Below are 16,756 nucleotides of genomic sequence, written 5' to 3' on the forward strand. Positions count from 1 at the left end.
TGCGATTACCGGCGCCCGCCTGTAGGAGCCGCCATGGCGGCTCCTACAGGCGGGCGGTCAGGGCTTGCGCTCCACCGTGATCGTGCCGCCGCCCGGCGCGCGGGCCTGCACGGTGCGGTCGTAAAGCGACTGCGCGAGCGCGGGCGGAACGACGAACCGTCCGGCATTGGTCGCCTTGATACGGTAGACGAATTCCTGCACGTCGCGGCTCGCGTAGCCGTACACCACCACGCGATCCTCGCGCACGTCCGCGTACTCGGGCTTCCAGGTGGACTCCGGAAGACCGACCGGCGAACGCCAGGCCGGCGTGTCGTCCTGACTTTCGCTGCCTTCCGTTTCGCCCTCCTCGGACGATTCCTCCGAGGAAGATTCGTCCGCCGCCGCGGCCTCGGGCGCCGCCGCCTCCACGGGCGCCGTGTCCAGCACCGGCTCGAAGCCGCCCGGGAGGAGGTCCACGATCGCGACATCGGCCACGCCATCGTCCTTCGTGGCGCGAATGCGAACATGCACGTTCACCTCGTCGCCCGTATTCACGGTGTCGACCGACTTGCCGTCCAGCGTCGTGTAGGTGCGGGTGATTTCCAGGCCGTCCTTGCGCACATCGGTCGACGGCTTACGGTCGAAGCCGGTCTGCGCCACCCCGTACCACGCGGTGGTGTCGGCATCGTTGACGAGGCGAAGCCTCTGCGTGCCCGCCGTCCAATGCGCATCGAGGATGGCGCCCTTGGGCGCGCCGATCGGCGTCACCGTGCCGTTGGCGGCCACCGCGCCGATCGACAGCTTCGCGGGATCGCCGCCTTCCTTCGCCCAGGCGTCGAGCGCGAGCACAATCATGCCGGACGACAAGGTGTTGTAATGCCCCTTGCCCAGCGGACGGACCAGGTTTTCCACCGTCTGCGGCGGAAGCGCCCTGGCCTCTTCGGGGAAATGCTTCGCCAGAAGGTACAGCACCGAAGCATCGCGAATAGGCGCGTCGTAGTAGTCCGAGTAAACGTACGCTTCGTCCGCCGGTGCACGCGTGAGCAGCTTTCGCGGCCCCGCCATCAGGTCGGCGGCCAGCTTGTCCTGATGCATCAGCTTGTACGACGCCGCAAGCCAGGCAGCGGCCAGGTCGTTCTTCCATTCCTTCGGATAGGCCTCCTGCAGGCGCCGCTGCACGGACGCGAGATCGTTCGTGGTGACGTTGCCCTGACGGGTGAGCAGGTAGATGGCGTAGGCACGCTGCCGCATGTCCGCCAGCGCGTCGCCCGAGTCGTCGGCGGCGATCTGGCGCAATGCATTGTCGGCCGAAGTGAGCATGTCACGCGGTATGGCCACGCCACGGTCGCTTGCCTCGACCAGGTAATGCACGGCGTAATCGGTGGCGAAGGTGTGCGTGTCGGGGGTGGCCGTCCACAGACCGAAGCCGCCCTGCCCGTTCTGCCGCGCACGCAGCGTGTCGAACAAGGCAGCCACTGGATCGGCCGGCGGTGCCGAGCCGTCCTGCATGTGCGCCGGCTTCACGTCGCCGAACTCCGGATGCTCGCCGAACACCAGCGCCGGCATCGCCGCGCTGATGACCTGTTCCGTGCAGTAGTGCGGGAAGTCCACGAGGTACGCAGCCAACCCGCGTGCGAGCACCGCCGGCACCGTGGAGAACGCCGCGTCGCGCACGGCGTACTCGTCGTGCATGTCGCGAAGGCTGGCGATGTCGCCGCGCGAGTGCGCATCCACGTGGCCGAATGCCAGGTCGGTGCGCATCGGCGAGGCGGGCCGCACCGAGAGGTCCACGCTTTGCTTCGCCGACTTGCCGCCGTAGTTCGCGGTGAAGGTCATGTTGCCGGAACCCAGCTTGTCCGTGGCGCGGACCCGGAAGATCGCCACGCCTTCGCGCATCTCGCCAAGGCTGAGCGTTTTCGCGGCGTCGCCGACGATCTGCAACTGCGGACCGAGCTTCAGGTTGACGGCCACCGGCACGTCCTTCCCGCCCAGGCCGGTGAGGTTGTTGGCCACCCCGACACTGATTTCCGCTTCGTCGCCGGGCGCCAGCGTGGTCGGTACGTTCGGCGACAGCACGAAGTCGCCACGCACAGTGGTGGCGCCCTCGAAGGTGCCCATGCGCTCGGGCGAAACGGCCACCGCCATCACGCGGAGTTTGCCGTTGAAGTAGTCGGGCACCTTGTAGGTGAGGTCGCGCGAACCGTCGACGTCGACGATGCCCGACCAATACGCCACCGGCTTGTCGCGCTTGCGCCGGAACGGATTCAGCTGACGCCCGATCGCGCCCTCGGCATCTCCGCCCGGAGCCGCCATGCCCATCAGCTTCTGGAAATCCGGGATGATGAGATCCAGGATCTGCGAGGTGGAGACCTCCAGCATGCGCTTGCGGAAGAAATACTGGAGCGGGTCGCCCAGCTTGTAACGGGCCACCTGGAGGATGCCCTCGTCCACCGCGAACACCACTGCGCGGGTCGGCGTGGGCGACGTGACGTGGAAGGTCACGGTGTCGCCGGGCTTCACGAGCGCGGGCGATTCCACGGTGATGGCATCGCGGCGCGCATCCATGTTCACGGAGAACGGAACCACGCCGAACGACAGCGGACTCATGAAGATCTCGTCCGACGAGGGATCGCGCACATACTGCACGTTGATGTAGCCATTGCCCTCGAAGCCGGCCGGCACGGTGATGTGCTGCACGGAACTCGTCGTGTCCGCGTGGAACCACGCGTGCGCGTACACCTTGTCGCGCTCGATCGTGATGAGCCCGGAGCCGGCGTACGGCGCGCGGATGGCCACGTCCACCGATTCGCCAGGCGCATAATCCTTCTTGGACAAGGTGAGCTGAAGCTCGGCGTTCCGCTCCAGCGAACGTGAAACGTTGCCATCGCCCGCCACGGACCATGCCACGCGGTTCACTTCCTTGCCGTCGGCGTTCTTCACCACCAGCGCGAAGTTGCCCGGCTTGTCCGTCGGCAGCACCACGTCGAGCCCAGCCGCGGGAATCGTGAGCGGCGTTTCGGAAAGCGTGGTCTCGCGTGCCTTGGATTCGTACTTGAATACGCCGGAGTCCTGCTTCGTCAGGACCGACACGAAGCGCGTTTCGACGATGGCCTGTTTCAGGCCCTGCAGTTCGATGCGCTTCGCGCCCGGATCGATGGCCACGAGGTTCACGGTGCGCTTCGCATCGCGGCTCACGTAATCCAGGTTGTCCACCGACTTGTATCCCACCAGCCAGTCGTTGGAAGACACCATGCCCTGCGTGGCGGCGGCCACGCTGCGCCCGCCCTCGGCTTCATACGCCTTGGCGAGGAAGTAGAGCTGGTAGGTGGCGTCGGCATAGCGCGTGAGATCGAGCGCGAACTCCGCGTGGCCCTTGTCGTCGGTTTTCGCGTCGGCCAGTTTCTCCTCGAAACCCTCCTTGGCGCGACGGATGTCGTAGAAGCGGTAGTCCTTATAGCTCGGGAACGACGGGAACGCCGGACGGAGCACGAGCGAACCTTCCACCCGGCGATTTGCCGCCGGTGTACCGAACAGGTTCTGCACATCCACCAGCGCCTTCAACTCCGCGGGCTTCACCCATCCCTCCGCCACCGTCGTGGAAAGCTTCGCGGCCACCTTCATCCGGTCGGGCTGGAACTCCTTCACCTGCACCGTGGTACTGCCGATCTGGGAATACGGCTTGCCGTCCTTGGCAATGTAGAGGTTCACCGTCCAGTTGCCCGTGGGCGAGGTTTCCGCGGTCGTATATGCCATTTCGGCAAAGCCGGCCGTGTCCATGGACACGGTTTCCTGGCGCACGGTGGTGCCGCGCGGGTCCACCACTTCGGCGATGAGCGGCATGCCTGCCACGCTGCGCGTCCAGCTGTTGGCCCGCACGATCATGCCGATGTGGAAAAGGTCACCGGGGCGGTAGATGCCGCGGTCGGAGAAGAGATACCCCGACAACTGGCCCTGGCTGTGCGCATTGGGCTCGCCGCCGATGTCGAAACGGGAAAAATCCAGGGACCGGTCGTACGAGCCGATCGGGAGGAACGAAAGATCCTCGCCCTGGCGTACCACGAACATCGCCGGTGCCTTCTCCTGCGTGAACCCTGCGAGATTGGCGAAATGCGCACTTCCGCCGGCGTCCGTGGCCTGGGTGAACAGCGTGCTGCCGTTCCTGGCGATGACGGACACCGAAGCACCGGCAACCGGGGCGCCGCTGCGGATGGACTGGACGAACAGATCGTAGCTGCCGTCGAGCGACTTCTTCGCGATCATGCCCAGGTCGGTGATGACGACGAGGCGTTCGTCCCGCGGCGCGTCGTACATCATGCCGTCGTTCTCTTCCTCGGCGGCGGCCGCGGTGGCCGCCGCATCGGGATCGCCGCCGGCCTCGCGGGCAGCGGCTTCGCGGGCCGCCTTTTCGCGCGCGGCGCGTGCGGCCTCGGCGGCCTTCGGGTCGAAGCCGGCGAGCTTCAGGAGGAACACGCCGCGCTTGCCTGAAGCAAGGTACTTGCCCAGGTCGAATCCTTCGTAATGTGCCTTGCCCGGTCCTTCGTCCGGGAAGGACACCTTGCTCACGAAACGGTCGACGATGTGATCCGGCGTGAAGCTGTACATCTCAGGTTTCGTGTACGTGCCGGAATTGAGCGAAACGAGGTGCTGCAGCTGGTCGGGCAGCACCCGTCCGACCTCGATGCGCATGCCCGGCATGTTGCGCGACACCACGGAAACGCGGTGGTCGCCGCTCAGCGACAGCAGGGAACCGTCGGCCATGAAGCGCAGCAGTTTGGGATAATCCGGCACGGTGAGCAGGTCTGCCCGTGCCTTGGGCATCACGTAGCCACCGAAGGATGTCATGCCCTTGTCCACGCGCACGTAGATGCGCTGGCCCGGCTGGGCGTGGTAACGGAAGCTCTGCGTTTCGGACCAGTCGTTTTCCGTCGGAACGATCTCCGGCTTCAGCCGCGTGAAGTCACGCAGGTCGGCATCGCCGATGGCGTCGACGCCGTAGTGCTTGTGGTCGTCCATGGGCAGCGCCCACACCTGCAGTTTCTTCGCCAGCTCGGCGTCGCTCACCGGGCCGCCAAACTGCATCACCACCACCTGCTCGGGCTCGAAGCGCTCGTTGTCCACCAGAGTGGCCGACACCTCGTCGAGTTTCAGGCTGTAAAGGCCGGGCACGCGCACCGAGGTTTCCAGTTCCTTTTCCGTGCCGTCGCCGCCACGGCTGGAACGGACGCCGTCGTCGAGCTTCAGGGCCACCGATCCGTCGTCGCGAGGCAGTTGCAGCGGCTGCGAATGGACGAAGGCGTTGAGCCGCTGCTCGTCGTAGGTCACCGTGAACTTGAGATCGCTGCCGCGCTTCTCGTTGCCGTTGCGCAGTTCCAGGGACAGCCGTTTCTCCAGTTGCGCCGAGTCCACCGGGTAGTTGAACCCGAGTTGCACGATGGTTTTCTTGCGGGTCGGGTCCTGCGGGTCCTGGTAGAACTCGCCGTTCACCACGCGAGCGGTGAACGGCGCGGTTTCGAAGGCGAATTGGTCGTCGGCGAGGAGCGCCTGCGGCGCAAACACTTTCGCCTTGTCGAAACGAACGCTCACCTTCCGGCCGACGGGCCAGTCGCCCGCCGGGGTGAAACGCAGCACCCGGTCGTTTTCCCAGGCCCACTGGCCGGGCAGCTTCGGGTCCATGGCTATGCCGTCCGTCACCGGCTTGCCGAGCGATTCCAGCCTTGCCGCCGAGGCCGAGAAGGTCACGACCAGGGGATGGATCGTGATGGGGGTATTGGCGTAGTCGGTGATCTGCGGCGCGGGCGCCTCGAAGGTGATGCGCTCGGGTTCGGCAGGCCGCGGCCGGTTCTGCCACCAGTGCCAACCAAACCAGCATGCGCCGGCCAGCAGCAGGGCACCGGCAACGGTCGCGGTAAATTTCAGGGGGTGGCTGCGCGCCGCGCGGCCGGTGGCGGGCACCCAGGCCGGCGCCGACCAGGACACATTGCCGAAAAGGGGCCGCAACGCCCAGGCCAGTGCCCGGAAAAGGCCGCGGACGAGGCGCAGCGGCAATAAAGCGATGAAGCGAAGCAAGTCCATGGTCGTTTCCCTTCCTTTCCTCAATCCAGTTGACGGCGTCGTGGCGCGCTGCGGATACGCGAGCAGACCGTCCGTCGCGACTGCGACGGGCGGATTAAGGCCCACCTATCCCCTTGCGGACAATGCTGTGCGCAACGTATGCCGCAGCGACGGCGGAATTCTGGCACAGCAAAGGCAGTGCGCGCGCCGTTGCCTCCTGAATACACAATAGAAATATTCTGAAAAGAAGACCGAATTACTTCGTGCGTGACGTGGCTCACGCTGACCGCGTAACGTCATGTAACGCGTGGTTATCTTGCTTTATCTTCGCCACGTCCCTCGGCTTTCGGGCGGAATGGCAGGCGCGCAGGGATCGCCCTTGCCGCCATGAACGCCCGGCGCCGGGGAATCAGGGGGCGGACGCAGGGGCCTGACGGTAGAAACGATGAGCGACGATGCGACCAGTTCCCTCAACGACGTGATGACGTTGCGCAACATGGCACGCGCCCAACGGGTGGTGATCGATGATCTGAACCATCGGATGAAGAATATCCTCATGGTCGTGCAGGCCATGGCGCGGCAGAGCTTTCGTTGCGACCGTCCCCTCGACTGCTCGATGGACGCCTTCGAGAGCCGCTTGCGTGCTCTCGCCAGCGCCCACGACCTGTTGCAGGCTGGGCCCTCCCGGCACGTAGCGTTCTTCAGCATGGTGGAATCCACCATCGCACCGCACGACCCGGGCAATGCCCGCGTGAGCTTTTCCGGGCCGCCGCTGGTGCTGGACGGCGAAACCGCCGTGGCCGTGGCCATGGCACTGCACGAACTGATGACCAATGCGAGCAAATACGGGGCTCTTTCAACAGCCTCCGGCACGGTGACCCTCGCCTGGACCTTCTCTTCCCGAACAGACGGCGGCCGGGTAAGGCTGGAGTGGAAGGAGCGCGGCGGCCCGCCGGTGAAGCCGCCGCTCCGTCGGGGGTTCGGCACCCGGTTCATCGAAAGGACGCTGGCGTGCGAGGCGCATGGCGAGGCGGCCGTACGCTTCGAGCCGGACGGGGTTCGGGCCGTTTTCGAGGCGCCCGCCCGACCGGCCTGACCCTCCCGGGCAACGCATCGAATAAATGTCGGTCGCCCTTGTCGATCCGACGGGTTCACAATCGACGTCTCCATGAAAGGCCGGAGTCCCGGCTTCGCGTAGGAGAACGACGATGCGATTCATGGTGATGGTGAGAGCGACATCCGCCTCGGAGGCCGGCGAGATGCCGAGTGAGGCATTGCTCACGGCCATGGGCCATTTCAATGAGGAGATGTGCCGGGCCGGGGTAATGCTGGCAGGCGAGGGCTTGCACCCTAGCAGCGCCGGGGCCCGCGTGCGTTTCCTCGGCGATCGCCGCGAGGTGATCGACGGACCGTTCGCGGAAACCCGCGAGCTCATCGCCGGATTCTGGTTGATCCAGGCGCGCTCGCTCGACGAGGCGATCGAGTGGATGAAACGAGCGCCCAACCCGTTCGAAGGCGGCATCGACTCAGAAATTGAGATTCGCCGCGTCTACGATGCCGACGACTTCGGCGCGGAATTCACGCCCGAGGCGCGCGCGCAGGAGGAACGGCTGCGCGCCGAACTGGCATCCCGTCAATAACAAGTACCCCCAACAAACGAAAGGAGTCCACACATGCATATCCAGCCTTACCTGTTCTTCAACGGTAACTGCGAAGAAGCATTCAAATTCTACGAGAAGGCCCTCGGCGGGAAGATCAACGAATTGCATCGCTACAAGGACATGCCCCCACAGGAGGGTGGCGACGACAACGGTTGTGGCCCGATGACGCCGGAGCAGAAGGCGAAATTCGACGAGAGCATCATGCACGTCAACCTCACCGTCGACGGCCAGATGATGCTCATGGGCTCGGACAGCCCGCAGGATGAAGGTACCGTCCGTGGCCTCTCCATCTCCATCGGCATCGAGGATGTCGAGAAGGGCCGCAAGGTCTTCGAGGCGCTATCCGAAGGAGGCGAGGTGAAGATGCCGTTCCAGGAAACCTTCTGGGCGAAGGGCTTCGGCATGTGCACCGACAAGTTCGGCGTGCCGTGGATGGTCAACGCAGGCGACAAACCCAGTCCGTAAGGAGTGAGCCATGCAGTTCCTCATCGTCCGCAAGGCGGACCATGACAGCGAGGCCGGCGTGAAGCCGAGCCGCGAATTGATCGACGCCATGGGCGACTACATCGACACGCTGGCGGCCGAGGGCCGGCTGCTGGCCGGCGAAGGGCTGAAGCCGAGCAGCACCGGGCTGCGTGTCACGTTCGCTCCGGGGCGCAAGGCGGTGACGGTGGATGGTCCCTTTGCCGAAACGAAGGAGCTGGTGGCCGGCTTCACCATCATCGAGGCCGATTCCATGGAAGAGGCCGTGGCGTGGGTGAAGGGTTGGCCGGCGGAAGACGCCAATGGGCAGGCCGAGATAGAAATCCGCCCGATCGGCTGTCCCGGGGGGTTGTCCGGTTTCGGCAATCCGAGCGAGGAGGATTCGCCCAAGCCACGCTACATCGTCATGCTCAAGGCGAACGAGCGCAGCGAAACCGACTGGAACCCCGGTCCGGAGATCCTCGGCCGCATGAGCGAGGCCAACCGGGCGGGACACGAAGCCGGCTTCCTCATCGCCGGCCACGGCCTGTCTTCCAGCCGGCATGCGAAACGCGTCAGCTTTTCCGGAGGCAAGGCGACGGTGCTCGACGGCCCCTTCGCCGAGATCAAGGAAATGGTGGCCGGCTTCTGGGTGCTCAGGGTGGGCAGCATCGACGACGTCATTGCCTGGACGGAAACCTTTCCATTTCCGGACGGCGACGATGCCCGCCTCGAGATCCGCGAGCTGTGGCGGATGGAAGACCTGATCCCCGCGTAATTGCCGCAACGCGGCTTGCCACGCATGACGGCGAATGCTGTCATGCGTGGTCATGACCACGCACGACACCCACCGCGCCATCGACGCGATCTGGAAGATCGAATCGCCGCGGCTGATCGCGACGATCGCGCGCATGGTCCGCGACCTCGACCTGGCCGAGGAACTGGCCCAGGACGCACTCGTCTCCGCGCTGGAGCAATGGCCGCGCGACGGCGTGCCGCGCAATCCCGGCGCCTGGCTCACCCAGGCCGCGAAACATCGCGCAGTGGACCGCATCCGGCGCGAGCGCATGGCCGGACGCAAGCTCGAAGCGCTGGGCCAGGACATGGAAGGCCTGCTCGAGTCGCACGACGAGAAACTGATCGACGCGCTCGACGACGACATCGGCGATGACATGCTGCGGTTGATCTTCACCGCCTGCCACCCCGTGCTGTCGATCGAGGCACGCGTGGCGCTCACCTTGCGCCTTCTGGGCGGCCTCACTACCGACGAGATCGCGCGCGCCTTCATCCTTCCGGAGGCCACGGTGGCCCAGCGCATCGTGCGCGCGAAGCGGAGCCTCGCTGCCGAATCGGTGGCTTACGAGGTGCCGCGCGGCGAGGCCCTGAAGGAACGCCTCGCGTCGGTGCTGCGCGTGCTGTACCTCATCTTCAACGAGGGCTATGCCGCCACCGCCGGTGGCGACTGGATGCGCCCCGCATTGTGCGAAGAGGCCCAGCGCCTGGGCCGCGTGCTCGCCGAGCTGATGCCGGCCGAACCGGAAGTGCACGGCCTGATCGCACTCATGGAGATCCAGGCATCGCGCACTGGCGCGCGCACGGACGCCGACGGCGCACCCATCCTGCTGCTCGACCAGGACCGGAGCCGCTGGAACCGCCTGCTTATCGGCCGAGGCCTGAAGGCGCTGGAGCGGGCGGAAAAACTGGGTGGCGCGCGCGGGCCCTATGCCTTACAGGCCGCGATTGCCGCCTGCCATGCACGCGCCGCGCGCGCCGAGGACACCGACTGGCCGCGCATCGCCGCCCTCTACGCGGAACTGGTGGGTGTGCTTCCGTCCCCGGTGGTCGAACTCAACCGGGCCGTGGCGGTATCGATGGCGGAAGGACCGGGAGCGGCCTTGCCCATCGTGGAGTCGCTTCTCGACGAGCCCGCGTTGAAGGACTACCACCTCCTTCCCAGCGTGCACGGCGACCTTCTCTTCCGCCTGGGCCGGCCGGTGGATGCGCGCGAAGCTTTTCTCCGCGCCGCCGGCATGACGCGCAACGACCGCGAGCGCCGGCTCCTGGAATCCCGCGCCGAAGCCTGCGCCTTGCCCGTCCAGAGCTGACCTTCCCCAGGTTGGAATCCCTGCGGCAGCCATGGTAGCTTTGCATCGCAAATGCAATGCAAGGACACGCCATGAAGACCGCCACCTTCCCCTCGATCCGTATCGAGCCCGAGTTTCGTCAGCGAGCGGAAGCGGTGCTCGGTCAGGAAGAAACGCTCTCCGCATTCATCGAAACGGCTGTTGCGGAGGCGGTGGAACGACGCGCCATGCAGAAAGAGTTCCTGGCGCGCGGCCTTGCCTCACTGGCCCAGGCGGAGCGCACCGGCAGCTACCACGCCGCCGCGGACGTACATAAGGAGGCCGCGGCGCGTATCGCTGCCGCCAAGAGGAAAAAGGGAGAGGGATGAAGTTCGAGGTTCGCTACACGGACGGCGCGCGGGCCGATCTACTTCGACTGACCGATTTTCTCGCTGCGAAAGACCCGGACGTGGCCGACCGGGCGATCCAGACGCTGGTTCGTGCCGTGGGCATCCTCGAGGAATTTCCCTACACCTGCCGACGAGCCGGCGCGGACGATCCGTTCCTCCGCGAGCTCGTCGTTCCGTTCGGCGGCAACGGCTATGTCGTGCTGTTCCATATCGGCGTCGAGCACGTCACCTTGCTGGCACTTCGCCACCAGCGCGAGGACGACTACTTCCTTTAGCCGGCACGAATAGCCAGCACGAACGCTCAATGCGTGATGTCGATGTTCACGTTCGTGCCGTCGGGCACGTCCTGGAGTTGTTGCAGCACGGAGCCGGTGAGTTCGAAGTGCTCCTTCGCCGGCACCGGATTGAGGTTCTCCACCGAATATTCGCCTTCCGCGAAAACCGGCAGGGTCACGTACGTGTAGCACTCGCCTTCCGTGCGGCCCTTGCCGGCCTCGATCAATGCTTCCACGAGCGACGGCAGCAGCCAGTCCTCGGCAACCTCCTCGCGCAGCAGGTTGTTGAAGCCTTCGACGCTCTCCGCCACGCGTTCCAGCTCGGCCGTGCCCGTGTTGAGCCAGAAGATGCCGCCCTCGTCGGCTTCGTAGAACATGTCGCCGAGCGCGGTGAACAGAAGCGGTGTAAAGGCATCCCCGATGCGCCAGCGCCAGGATTCGGCGAGCGCGTCGATGGCCTCCTTGTCCGGAGTGCAGGTGAGGTCGTTCCAGGAGAGGGCCATGGGGGGGCGCCTGTTGCGGGGGAAGGCGATAGTTTAGGTGCTTGACGGACGCCCGGCAGCTACCGTCCGTCCACGGCCCGATTCACCGCCCTGACAAGGCCCGCGCGCGCGCCGGCTTCCGCGTCGCTTGTCGCCACGGGCCAGGCGGCGAGCTGCACGATGACGAGGTGCCGCCGCGGGTCCACGTGCAACAGCTGGCCGAAGATGCCGATGCCTTCGAAGCTGCCGTCGTCGTAGGTCCACCATTGGTATCCATAGCCGCGGCCCGGCACGCCGATGTCGGAGTGCCGGCGCGTGGCATCGGCGAGCCAGCCGTTCGCCAGTACCGGCTTTCCCGCCGCCACGCCGCCGTCGAGCAGGAACTGGCCGAGGCGTGCGTAGTCGGCCAGAGTGGCCGACACACCCGAACCTCCGGCCTCGGTGCCGTCCACATCGTCTTTCAGCCAGAGCGCATCCGACGCCATGCCATAGGGCTTCCAGATCTTTTCCGACAGGTACGCCGCAAGCGACTTGCCCGTCGCGCGCGTGACGAGGATGCCTGCCAGGTCGGTTTCGCCGGTTTTGTAGACCCAGCGCTCGCCCGGCGCGAATTCCCGCGGCAAGCGCGACATGTACGTCACGAGCAGCGGCACGCCCGGTTCGCGCGTGCCCTCGTACATCATCGCCACGTCGGAATGCGGATCGGCGTAATCCTCGTTCCAGCGGACGCCCGATGTCATGTCGAGGAGTTGGCGTACCGTGACGTCGCGATAGGCGCCTGCCGCCAGTTCGGGAATGTATCGGATCACCTTGTCGTCGAGGCTGCGGATCGCACCGTCGCGAAGCGCGGCGCCCACGAGGGTCGAGGTGAAGGATTTCGCCACGGAGAATGAGGTCCAGCGCGTCGACGGCCCGGCGCCGAGGCCGTAGCGTTCCACCCGCACATGGCCGTCCTGCACCACCATGAGCCCGGCCACATGGTGAGCGGCCATGTACGTTTCGAGCGTTCCCCCGTCGTCGAACCGGGGCTGGAGCGGCGCTCCGGCCGGCAGCGGGTGGGCTACCCCGTGCCGCACCACATTGCTTGCGTAATGTGTCTCCATCGCGCGGAACGATGCTTCGCGCTGCGCCTGGTTCCAGAACAGCACGTCGGTGCGCCGGGCATGCGTCGTCGCACAGCCCGCCAGGAACAGCAGGGCCAGTATCGTCAGGTGCTTCATGCGGGGCTGGCCACCCGGCGCCGCACCTCGAATGCCGCGAGCGCCAGCGACGCCACCGCCAGCGGCCCCAGGCCATAGATCGCGCGATAGGCGAGCAAGGCAGCCAGCACCTGCGCCCGCTGCTCCTGGGGGAATGCTGCGAGGGTGATCGCTTCGAACGCACCGATGCCGCCCGGCGTGTTACTGACGATGCCGGCGAGGATCGCGCCCACGTAGATCGGCGCGAAGTCGAGGAAGCTGCCGGCGATCTCGGTCGGTAGCAGCAGGTACATCGCGCCGGTGGCGCCGATCATTTCCACCACGCCGATCGCTATCTGGGTGCCCGCCGAGCGCGCCGACGGCACCGGCGTGCTGAATTTCCACACCTTCAGTTCGTCGTGCTTTCCGGCAAGCCAGCGCAGCAGGACCACGAAGGCGACGAGCAACGCCACGCCGGGCCAGCGCCCCCAGCCGCGTGCGATGGACGGTTCGAGCATCAGCGCGAGGCACGCGGCGGAGGCAAACCCCATGCCGACCGCGAAGCCGACCAGCCCCACCACGCGCGCGACATCGGCCGCGCCCACGCCCTGGGTGGACAGCATCCGGTAACGCAGCGCCGTGCCCGTGATGGCATGGAAGCCCAGCGCGTTGCAGATGGCATGGGTGGTGAAGCCGGAAAAGATCTTCATCCGCATCGACACCTTTCCGGGAACCACGGTCTCCACGGCGAACACGTCGTAAGCGGTAAGACAGGTCCAGCTGATCAGCGTGGCGGCGATGGAGCCCGCCACGTGCCAGCGCGGTATGCGGTCGATGGCCTCGCGCACGTCCTGCCAGGCCATGCGTTCGATATAGCGGTGGAGGAGGAACACGGCGCCACCGACGATCGCGGCCATCACGAACATTTTCGCCGTCCGTGCCACGATCGCCTTCGAAGTCTTCGAGTCCTGCCTGAGCACCGCCGCGCCTGCCTGTCGTGTCGTCATGAATGCCGGGAATCATCCCACGACCGGGCCGGGAAGCCTAAACTTCCACGGTGGCCTAGGGACCCCTGGGGGGAAGACGATGCTCCATTACGAAGGCTCGCTCTGGCTGACCGATGGCGCCCGCCGCTGGGGCGGCATCGACCGCGTGGAACTGCTGGCGCAGATCGCCGCCACCGGCTCCATCACGGCCGCCGCCAAGGCCGTGGGCATGAGTTACAAGGGCGCCTGGGATGCGGTGGACACCATGAACAACCTCGCCGGCGAACCGCTGGTCGTGCGTTCCGCCGGCGGCCGTGGCGGCGGTGGTGCCCGGCTGACGCCGCGTGCCGAACGCCTGATCGAATCGTTTCGCCGCATCGAAACCGAACACCGCCGCTTCGTCGACCGTCTCGCGGCATTGGGCGATAACGCTGCCGACGATCTCCACATGTTGAGGAGTTTCACGATGCGCACGAGTGCACGCAACCAGCTGGCCGGCACCGTGGCGCGTGTGGTCGAGGGCGTCGTGAACGACACCATCGAGATCCGTCTGCCCGGCGACGCCTGCCTCGTCGCCACGGTGACGCGCGAGAGCGCGGCGAGTCTCGGCCTTGTTCCGGGCCGCGCCGTGGTCGCATTGGTGAAAGCGAGCTGGGTGATGGTCGGACTACCCGGCGACGGGTTGCGCCTGTCCGCTTCGAACCGCTTGCCGGGCACGGTGTCGCATGTGTTACCCGGCGCCGTGAACGGCGAGGTGAGCATCGCCCTCGACGGCGGCGGCAACATCGCCGCCATCGTCACCATGGAGAGCCTGCACACGCTGGAACTCGCCGAGGGAAAACGCGTCGTCGCGATCTTCGACGCATCGTCGGTGATTCTGGGAGTGACCGACTGAGCTGACGGGCGTTCCGTAACGCTGTAGGAGCCGCCATGGCGGCGAGAACGCGTGCGAAATGGTCGCACTCCCCTCGCCGCTATAGCGGCTCCTGCAGCCGGATAGGAGGCGCTGTCACAACCCGCCCGTCGCGCAGTTCGATGGTGTGCCCGTCCAGCGCTTCCACGTCCGCCGGGTCGTGCGTGATCACCAGCATCTGCAGGTCCAGGCGTGCCTGCAACGCGCGCAACTCGCTGCGCATGCGCGCGCGCAGCGCGGGATCGAGGGCGGCGAAGGGTTCGTCGAGCAGCACGAGCCGCGGTTCCGCCACGAGCGCGCGCGCCAGCGCGACACGCTGCCGCTGCCCACCGGAGATGCGCGACGGGTGGCTCTCCGCGACCGGACCGAGTTCGAACATGTCGATCCACCGGCGCACCCGCTCGCCGCGCGCCCGGCGGCGAGGATTGAGCCAGCCGCGCTCCAGCGCGAAGCCGATGTTCTGCGCCACGGTGAGGTGCGGGAACAGGGCGTAGTCCTGAAAGACATACCCGACGCCGCGCTCGCGCGGCGGAAGGTTCACCCCCGCCGATGCGTCGAACAAGGTGGCGCCGTCGACGCGTACATGCCCCGCGTCCGGCGTCAGCAGCCCCGCCATGGCGCGCAGCGTCTGGCTCTTACCCGCGCCGGAATGGCCGAAGAGCACGATCCGCCGGTGGCTCGACGCGAAGGTCACGTCCAGCTCGAAATGGCGGTCTCCCGAGCGCAGCACCTTGCGGATCGATACGTCGACGCTCATGGCCGCGTTTTCCGCAAGTGATCGGGCGCCAGCCAGCCGGCCAGCAGCAGCGCCACGACACACACGATCGAGGTGACCGCCACTATGACGCCCGCGGAACGATCGTCTCCGGCCTGCACAGCGGCGTAGATCGCCACGGAAAGTGTCTGCGTGCGGCCCGGCAGGTTGCCCGCGATCATCAGCGTCGCGCCGAACTCGCCCATCGCCCGCGCGAACGCAAGCAGGGCTCCCGCGGTGATCCCGCGGCTCGCGAGGGGAAGCGACACCCGGAAGAAGGTCGCCGCGCGGCCCAACCCGAGCACGCGTGCTGCGTCCTCCAGTTGCGGGTCCACCGCTTCGAACGCGGCCCGCGCGGCCTTCTGCACCAGCGGAAAGGCAACCAGCGTCGACGCGATGACCGCACCCTGCCAGGTGAACACGAGCTCGATGCCAAGACGATCGAGCCACGCGCCGAAGGTGCCGCGCCGGCCCAGTAGCACCAGCAGGTAGTAGCCCAGCACGGTCGGCGGCAGCACCAGCGGAAGGGTGAGCACCGAGTCCACCACCTCGCGCATGTGCGAGCGCCAGCGCGAGAGCCCGAAAGCCACGGCGACGCCGAGCACCAGATTGATCGCGGTCGCCCACAAGGCCACCTTGAGCGTGAGTGCGAGCGGAACCCAGAGTGGGTCCATGATCGTCAGGGCGCCCCGAAACCGTAGCGGGCCAGGATCCGCCGGCCCGGGTCCGATCTGACGAAAGCGATGAACGATGCGGCTTCCGCAGCCTGCTTCGAGCCGGCCACGACGGCCATGGGATAGGTCACCGGGGCGGTGGTGGGCACGGTGGCCACCACCTGCACGCGGTCGGGCATCATCGCCGCGTCCGTGGCGAACACCAGACCCGCATCGACCTCGCCCCGTGCGACGTAATCCAGCGCCTGGCGTACGTTCTGCGCCAGTACGCCCTTGGCGGACACGGCCTCCCACAGGCCCGACGCTTCCAGCGCGGCCTTCGCGTAGCGGCCCGCCGGCACCGAGGCCGGGTCGCCGTAGGCCACGCGCTTCACCCCGCTTTCGGCGAGGGACGCGAGCGACGTGACGGCCGCACGCGGGGGCATCGGGACGACCAGCAGCAGCCGGTTGCGGGCGAAATTGATACGGGAAGCCGGCTCCACGGCTTTCGCGGCCACGGCCTTGTCCATCGCCGCCTGATCGGCCGAGGCGAAGACGTCAGCCGGTGCGCCATTGACGATCTGGCGGAGCAGCACGTCCGATGCCGCGAAGTTCAGCACTACGTGCGTGCCGGGATGGGCCGTCTCGTAGGCCTGGGCGGTGGCGCGAAAGGCGTCGGTCAGGCTGGCGGCCGCCGATACGACGAGATCGGCGGCGCCGGCCAGCGGCGACCCGGCGAGCAGGATCAGCGCGACGAAGGGGCGGAGGCGCATGGGCCGGTTCCCGAGTGGAAGGATCGCAATATAGGAACCTATATAGCGACCGGTCAACGTGAAAACCGCCGCGCCGTGACACAGGAATCGCCAAGCTAACGCGGCGCCATGGTGGC

Annotated in this window: 15 protein-coding genes; 8 read left to right on the top strand and 7 right to left on the bottom strand. The window is 66.6% G+C overall.

All coding sequences use genetic code 11. The features are described from left to right. Nucleotides 1–57: 57 nt before the first annotated feature. Complete coding sequence (locus FHS47_RS14175) at nucleotides 58–6,051, bottom strand: alpha-2-macroglobulin (RefSeq protein WP_167029137.1); 5,994 nt, start codon at nucleotides 6,049–6,051, stop codon at nucleotides 58–60. Nucleotides 6,052–6,475: 424 nt separating this feature from the next. Between FHS47_RS14175 and FHS47_RS14180 the strand changes: the two genes are divergently transcribed. From FHS47_RS14180 to FHS47_RS14210, 7 genes are all read left to right on the top strand, one after another. After that, the gene (locus FHS47_RS14180) at nucleotides 6,476–7,126 is read left to right on the top strand and encodes an HWE histidine kinase domain-containing protein (protein WP_167029144.1); all 651 of its coding nucleotides are present in this window, start codon (nucleotides 6,476–6,478) and stop codon (nucleotides 7,124–7,126) included. Nucleotides 7,127–7,238: 112 nt separating this feature from the next. Continuing rightward, the gene (locus FHS47_RS14185; RefSeq protein ID WP_167029147.1) at nucleotides 7,239–7,670 is read left to right on the top strand and encodes a YciI family protein; all 432 of its coding nucleotides are present in this window, start codon (nucleotides 7,239–7,241) and stop codon (nucleotides 7,668–7,670) included. A gap of 33 nt (nucleotides 7,671–7,703) precedes the next feature. Beyond that, a complete protein-coding gene (locus tag FHS47_RS14190) occupies nucleotides 7,704–8,156 on the top strand; it encodes a VOC family protein (RefSeq protein WP_167029150.1) in 453 nt (150 codons plus the stop codon). A 10-nt stretch (nucleotides 8,157–8,166) separates the two neighbouring features. Continuing rightward, a complete protein-coding gene (locus FHS47_RS14195) occupies nucleotides 8,167–8,931 on the top strand; it encodes a YciI family protein (protein ID WP_167029153.1) in 765 nt (254 codons plus the stop codon). Nucleotides 8,932–8,983: 52 nt separating this feature from the next. Further along, complete coding sequence (locus tag FHS47_RS14200; protein ID WP_167029156.1) at nucleotides 8,984–10,258, top strand: RNA polymerase sigma factor; 1,275 nt, start codon at nucleotides 8,984–8,986, stop codon at nucleotides 10,256–10,258. Nucleotides 10,259–10,329: 71 nt separating this feature from the next. Continuing rightward, entirely contained in the window at nucleotides 10,330–10,605 is a 276-nt protein-coding gene (locus FHS47_RS14205) for a YlcI/YnfO family protein (RefSeq protein ID WP_167029159.1), read from the top strand. Next, nucleotides 10,602–10,901: a type II toxin-antitoxin system RelE/ParE family toxin gene (locus FHS47_RS14210; RefSeq protein ID WP_167029162.1), complete on the top strand. Its 300-nt coding sequence runs from the start codon at nucleotides 10,602–10,604 to the stop codon at nucleotides 10,899–10,901. Before FHS47_RS14205 ends, FHS47_RS14210 begins: the two co-directional genes overlap by 4 nt. A gap of 26 nt (nucleotides 10,902–10,927) precedes the next feature. Here FHS47_RS14210 and FHS47_RS14215 read toward each other — a convergent pair whose 3' ends face one another. From FHS47_RS14215 to FHS47_RS14225, 3 genes are read right to left on the bottom strand one after another with little or no spacing between them, the layout of a single operon-like run. After that, nucleotides 10,928–11,404, bottom strand: a complete 477-nt coding sequence (locus FHS47_RS14215) for a T6SS immunity protein Tdi1 domain-containing protein (RefSeq protein ID WP_167029165.1) — start codon at nucleotides 11,402–11,404, stop codon at nucleotides 10,928–10,930. 59 nt (nucleotides 11,405–11,463) lie between these two features. Continuing rightward, nucleotides 11,464–12,603, bottom strand: coding sequence for a serine hydrolase (locus FHS47_RS14220; protein WP_167029168.1), 1,140 nt, complete (start codon nucleotides 12,601–12,603; stop codon nucleotides 11,464–11,466). Next, complete coding sequence (locus tag FHS47_RS14225) at nucleotides 12,600–13,568, bottom strand: YbhN family protein (RefSeq protein ID WP_167029171.1); 969 nt, start codon at nucleotides 13,566–13,568, stop codon at nucleotides 12,600–12,602. The genes FHS47_RS14220 and FHS47_RS14225 overlap by 4 nt, the downstream gene beginning before the upstream one ends. Before the next feature lie 79 nt (nucleotides 13,569–13,647). On the opposite strand from FHS47_RS14225, the gene FHS47_RS14230 reads away from it, so the two are divergent. Then, nucleotides 13,648–14,442 (top strand): TOBE domain-containing protein, encoded by a 795-nt coding sequence (locus FHS47_RS14230; RefSeq protein WP_167029174.1) that lies wholly within the window; start codon nucleotides 13,648–13,650, stop codon nucleotides 14,440–14,442. A gap of 79 nt (nucleotides 14,443–14,521) precedes the next feature. Here the strand turns inward: FHS47_RS14230 and FHS47_RS14235 are convergent, their stop codons facing one another. Genes FHS47_RS14235 through modA form a run of 3 tightly spaced genes read right to left on the bottom strand, consistent with a single transcriptional unit; the run spans nucleotide 14,522 to nucleotide 16,640 of the window. After that, complete coding sequence (locus FHS47_RS14235) at nucleotides 14,522–15,217, bottom strand: ATP-binding cassette domain-containing protein (RefSeq protein WP_167029177.1); 696 nt, start codon at nucleotides 15,215–15,217, stop codon at nucleotides 14,522–14,524. Then, nucleotides 15,214–15,888 carry a molybdate ABC transporter permease subunit gene (modB, locus tag FHS47_RS14240; protein ID WP_167029180.1) on the bottom strand — a complete coding sequence of 225 codons (675 nt, stop codon included), beginning with the start codon at nucleotides 15,886–15,888 and terminating at the stop codon, nucleotides 15,214–15,216. Before modB ends, FHS47_RS14235 begins: the two co-directional genes overlap by 4 nt. Nucleotides 15,889–15,893: 5 nt before the next feature. After that, nucleotides 15,894–16,640: a molybdate ABC transporter substrate-binding protein gene (gene modA, locus FHS47_RS14245; protein WP_167029183.1), complete on the bottom strand. Its 747-nt coding sequence runs from the start codon at nucleotides 16,638–16,640 to the stop codon at nucleotides 15,894–15,896. Between the last annotated feature and the right edge of the window lie 116 nt (nucleotides 16,641–16,756).

Origin of the sequence: Luteibacter sp. SG786, from assembly GCF_011759605.1 — a bacterium.
GTDB lineage: Bacteria > Pseudomonadota > Gammaproteobacteria > Xanthomonadales > Rhodanobacteraceae > Luteibacter.

Bases quoted from the DNA above. Each gene is read 5' to 3' on its own strand.
- FHS47_RS14180 (WP_167029144.1), top strand. From the start codon at position 6,476: ATGAGCGACGATGCGACCAGTTCCCTCAACGACGTGATGACGTTGCGC.
- FHS47_RS14185 (WP_167029147.1), top strand. From the start codon at position 7,239: ATGCGATTCATGGTGATGGTGAGAGCGACATCCGCCTCGGAGGCCGGC.
- FHS47_RS14200 (WP_167029156.1), top strand. From the start codon at position 8,984: ATGACCACGCACGACACCCACCGCGCCATCGACGCGATCTGGAAGATC.
- FHS47_RS14175 (WP_167029137.1), bottom strand. From the start codon at position 6,051: ATGGACTTGCTTCGCTTCATCGCTTTATTGCCGCTGCGCCTCGTCCGC.
- modA (WP_167029183.1), bottom strand. From the start codon at position 16,640: ATGCGCCTCCGCCCCTTCGTCGCGCTGATCCTGCTCGCCGGGTCGCCG.
- FHS47_RS14220 (WP_167029168.1), bottom strand. From the start codon at position 12,603: ATGAAGCACCTGACGATACTGGCCCTGCTGTTCCTGGCGGGCTGTGCG.
- FHS47_RS14235 (WP_167029177.1), bottom strand. From the start codon at position 15,217: ATGAGCGTCGACGTATCGATCCGCAAGGTGCTGCGCTCGGGAGACCGC.
- FHS47_RS14230 (WP_167029174.1), top strand. From the start codon at position 13,648: ATGCTCCATTACGAAGGCTCGCTCTGGCTGACCGATGGCGCCCGCCGC.
- FHS47_RS14210 (WP_167029162.1), top strand. From the start codon at position 10,602: ATGAAGTTCGAGGTTCGCTACACGGACGGCGCGCGGGCCGATCTACTT.
- modB (WP_167029180.1), bottom strand. From the start codon at position 15,888: ATGGACCCACTCTGGGTTCCGCTCGCACTCACGCTCAAGGTGGCCTTG.
- FHS47_RS14195 (WP_167029153.1), top strand. From the start codon at position 8,167: ATGCAGTTCCTCATCGTCCGCAAGGCGGACCATGACAGCGAGGCCGGC.
- FHS47_RS14190 (WP_167029150.1), top strand. From the start codon at position 7,704: ATGCATATCCAGCCTTACCTGTTCTTCAACGGTAACTGCGAAGAAGCA.
- FHS47_RS14205 (WP_167029159.1), top strand. From the start codon at position 10,330: ATGAAGACCGCCACCTTCCCCTCGATCCGTATCGAGCCCGAGTTTCGT.
- FHS47_RS14215 (WP_167029165.1), bottom strand. From the start codon at position 11,404: ATGGCCCTCTCCTGGAACGACCTCACCTGCACTCCGGACAAGGAGGCC.
- FHS47_RS14225 (WP_167029171.1), bottom strand. From the start codon at position 13,568: ATGACGACACGACAGGCAGGCGCGGCGGTGCTCAGGCAGGACTCGAAG.